Annotated in this window: 3 protein-coding genes and 1 pseudogene; 1 reads left to right on the top strand and 3 read right to left on the bottom strand. The window is 68.5% G+C overall.

What is annotated here, in order from left to right; genetic code table 11:
- Window positions 1-335: 335 nt before the first annotated feature.
- Together AAHG09_RS31605 and AAHG09_RS31610 are read right to left on the bottom strand one after the other, a co-directional pair.
- The gene (locus AAHG09_RS31605) at window positions 336-812 is read right to left on the bottom strand and encodes a VOC family protein (RefSeq protein WP_342112281.1); all 477 of its coding nucleotides are present in this window, start codon (window positions 810-812) and stop codon (window positions 336-338) included.
- Window positions 809-1663 (bottom strand): annotated as a pseudogene (locus tag AAHG09_RS31610) (ATP-binding protein); the annotation flags it as partial. The pseudogene AAHG09_RS31610 and the gene AAHG09_RS31605, both read right to left, overlap by 4 nt.
- Window positions 1664-1765: 102 nt before the next feature.
- Between AAHG09_RS31610 and AAHG09_RS31615 the strand changes: the two are divergent.
- Entirely contained in the window at window positions 1766-3118 is a 1353-nt protein-coding gene (locus AAHG09_RS31615; protein ID WP_342112283.1) for an IS701 family transposase, read from the top strand.
- Here the strand turns inward: AAHG09_RS31615 and AAHG09_RS31620 are convergent.
- A partial coding sequence (locus AAHG09_RS31620) for a sensor histidine kinase (protein WP_342112285.1) occupies window positions 3038-3882 on the bottom strand: 845 nt, incomplete at its 5' end. The genes AAHG09_RS31615 and AAHG09_RS31620 overlap by 81 nt on opposite strands.

Genomic DNA, 3882 nt, shown 5'->3' on the forward strand with positions numbered 1-3882 from the left:
CGCCTCTGGGCGAGGCTCAAGGAATGGCGTGCCATCGCAACCCGCTACGAGAAAACCGCCACCAGCTTCATGGGCGTTCTGTCCCTCGCCGCAGCCCTCGACTGGCTCAAGCGATGACACGCCCTAGGGCTACGGTTACTGAGGCATTGCGAAATCAACGGAGGTTCGGAGCCAAACCGTCAGTCTAGAAACGAAAGAAGCGACCGACAGCCCCTCGGTCATCTCTTTCCGTATATAGATGGGGCCATCGTTCTTATAGTTTGCGCCAGGAGACCTGCGACTGTCTATCGCTTATGCGGGTGATCCGTTGCTCGCCTTTCCCAAAAGACACGCCTTCAATCGTCGGCGCGTACCGGAGGCGAAGACAGCTTGCGCCGCAACTCCTCCAACGCCTCATCCCCCTTCCCGAGGTCCAGGCCCATTCCCCTGAGGACCTCCCCCACTTTCGTGAACTGTACGTCCCGGTAGGCGACGATCTCCAGGTGGTTGCCCCAGGGATCGAGGAAGTTGAACGGGCGGTCCAAGACCGTCGCACCCGCACTTTCGGCGAGCTCCATCACGTTCGCGCGGTCGTCGACGACAAGCCCGAAATGCCGCTCCGTGTCAGCCGGCTGTTCCCGTCCGGCGGTCAGGGCGAGGAACTGGTCGCCCATGTCGAGGAAAGCCATGACCGTGCGGCCTGCCTCGTCTTCATGGGTGCCCCGGAGCTCGAACGAGAACACGGCCCGGTAGAACCGGAGCGCATCCTCGATGTCGCTGACCTCCAGCGCGACGTGATTCAAGCCGACGAGGCGAGGCTTCGAGGTGGTCATGGACTCATCTCCCGCATGGCTGCCGAGCGCGCGCCCGCGCGTCGTCGACGGCGCGTCGCCGAACGTAGGGCACCGTCGACCTGGGCGGCGGAATAGGGCTTCCTCACCAGATCGAAACCGTGGGCGTCGTCCTGCGCCAGCACATGGCTGTAGCCGGACGTCAGGACCACGGGCAGCCCCGGGTGGGTCGCCCGAAGACGCTTGGCGAGCTCCAGGCCGCCCATGCCCGGCATGACGACGTCCGAGAAGACCACGTCGAAGCGGGACGGAGCTGCCTCGATCTCCGCGAGCGCCGCCTCTGCGGACTGCGCCAGGATCGTGCCGTAGCCCAGGTCGTCCAGGATCTGCGTGCAGAAGCGCCCGATCTCCACGTTGTCCTCGACCACCAGGATGCACCGGTCCCCGTCGTCGGCCTGCGCGTCGTCGGGGACGGCGTCCTCGACGACGTCCATGACCGCCGTCTCGGCCTGCGGCAGGTACAGCGTGAACGTGGTCCCGCGGCCGACGACGCTCGCGACGTCGATGTCGCCGCCCGACTGCTTGGCGAAGCCGATCACCTGGGAGAGGCCGAGGCCCGTGCCCTTGCCGACTTCCTTCGTGGTGAAGAACGGCTCGAAAATGCGGGTGACGTTCTCCGCCGCGATTCCCGAGCCGGTATCGCCGACAACGAGCGTCACGAACGGCGTCGACAGGCCCGCGTGCCCGCGGATCGCCGGCTTCGTCCTGCCGCAGGACAGCGCCAGGGTCAGCGTGCCCTCGCCAGCCATCGCGTCGCGGGCGTTCACGGCGAGGTTGACGATGGCGGTGTCGAACTGGCTGGCGTCAGCGCGCACGAAGCAGGGGCACTCGGGCTAAGCTCGACTTTGGCCAATTTTGATGGGTGATCGAGGGTGTGAGGTGACGAAGCGGGTGTGATGGTTAGGCTGGTGATGTCCCCGCCAAGAGACACCGTCATGCTGCCTTTGCCCACCCGCTTCGCCGGGATCATCCTGGCGTTCGCGCCGCTGTTCGTCCACCGCTCGTGGCGCCATGCTCAGCTTCTGCTGATCGGCGCGATCCTGACGCCGGGCCGCCGCACGGTGACGAGCGTCCTGCGCATCCTGGGCCGCGCGCAGGAGCGACGGTTCGTGAACGTCCATCGCATCCTCAACCGGGCGGCGTGGTGCCCGCGCACCGGCAGCCGTATCCTGCTCGGGCTCCTCGTCGACGCGTTCGCGCAACGCGGTCCCGTGGTCCTGAGACTGGACGACACGATCGAGCGACGCCGCGGCAAGCGGATCGCCGCCAAGGGCATCTACCGCGACCCCGTGCGGTCCTCCGACAGCCACTTCGTTAAGGCGAGCGGGCTGCGCTGGATGAGCCTGATGCTGCTCGCCCCGATCCCCTGGGCGGGGCGCGTCTGGGCGCTGCCATTCCTGACCGCGCTGGTACCATCCGAGCGCGCCTGTCGCGAACGGGGCCGCCGCCACAAGCCGCTGCTCGACGTCGGACGCCAACTCGCTCTGCAGGCGCGGCGCTGGCTGCCGGGGCGCGACCTCATCCTGGTGGGCGATGGCGGCTTCTCGACCCTCCAGTTCCTCGATGCGATGCGGCGCGGCGGCATCACGGCAATCACCCGCCTGCGGCTCGACGCAGCCCTCTATGATCCCGCACCGCCGCGACCGCCCGGCACGATCGGGCGTCCGCGTACCAAAGGCGCTCGGCTGCCCACGCTCGCCGCGCGCCTCGCGGCCAAGGACACGCTCTGGCGCAAGGTCGTGGTGCCCGGCTGGTACGGGGCGGGCGCGCGCGCGATCGAGATCGCCTCGGACACCGCGGTGTGGCGGCACGGTGGCTTGCCCGTCGTACCGATCCGTTGGATCCTCATCCGCGATCCCGAGGCGCGCTTCCCGCCCCAGTCCCTGCTCTGCACGGATCCAACGCGCGAGCCCACGCAGATCGTCGGGTGGTTCGTGCGGCGCTGGACCGTCGAGGTCACCTTCCAGGAAGCGCGCGCCCATCTGGGCGTCGAGACGCAGCGGCAGTGGTCTGACACGGCGATCGCTCGCACTACACCCTGCCTGCTCGCCCTGTTCTCAATCGTCACGCTGCTGGCTGCACGGCTCCAGGCCCGCCAACGGCGACGCGTCGCGGCCGCCGCGTGGTACCCCAAACCGTGCCCGACCTTCGCCGATGCCCTGGCCGCCGTGCGCTGTGCGATCTGGCGCGAGCGGACTTTGGCAACATCACCGCGCCGATCCGCCCGAACAAAACCCCGATTCCGTTTGCCAGCCTCCTGGGTCTATGCCCTCTGCCACGCCGCATGAATGGCCAAAGTCGAGCTTAGTCGTCACGACGCGGATGCGGGCCCCTGTCAGGGTGTCCAACATCGTGGCCAAGCCGACCAGGCGGGAGCCGATGTCGAAGGTCTCGGGCCTCAGAGGCTGCCGCCGGGCGAAGGCGAGGAGCTGCCCGGTGAGCTTCGCCGCCCGGTCCACGGTGTCGGACACGGCGTCCATGTAGCGATCACGCCGTTCCTCCGGCAGGTTCGGCCGGCGGAGGAACTCGACCGACGACCGGATGATGGTCAGCAGGTTGTTGAAGTCGTGGGCCACGCCGCCGGTAAGCTGCCCGATGGCCTCCATCTTCTGGGCCTGGATCAAGGCGTCCTGCGCCTGCGCGAGGTCGTGGGTCCGCTCCTCAACCCGCCGCTCAAGCGCCTCGTTCATCTCCTGAAGGGCATCCCTGAGGCGCCGCTCGCCGACGATGCGCCGCTCGACGTCACGGGCGAGGCGGAGGGCGAGCGCGGCGAGGCAGATCGCGAGCACGGTGACGAGGAGCGCGGTTCCGGTCTCGGGCTCCAGTAGATTCGAGCGGACGGCGTAGATCTGCAGCGCCCCGAGGAGCAGCGGCACGATCACGACGGCCGGCAGCAGGAGCCGCGCAGCCTCACCGCCGCGGAGCACGGTCGCGACCCACGGCCCGTGCGGCCTGGAGAGCAGCACCCCGGCCGACAGCAGGCCCAGGGCCAGGGCGCTGAGCAGCGACATGCGCGAGAAGGGTCCGCTCTGATGGAGGGCGCCGACCCCGT

The organism is Methylobacterium guangdongense (assembly GCF_038442355.1).
In the GTDB taxonomy this organism is placed as follows: Bacteria; Pseudomonadota; Alphaproteobacteria; order Rhizobiales; family Beijerinckiaceae; genus Methylobacterium; species Methylobacterium guangdongense.

What these genes read in the sequence shown, in the direction of transcription:
- AAHG09_RS31605 (WP_342112281.1), bottom strand. Translation starts at nt 812, where the DNA reads ATGACCACCTCGAAGCCTCGCCTCGTCGGCTTGAATCACGTCGCGCTG.
- AAHG09_RS31615 (WP_342112283.1), top strand. Translation starts at nt 1,766, where the DNA reads ATGCTGCCTTTGCCCACCCGCTTCGCCGGGATCATCCTGGCGTTCGCG.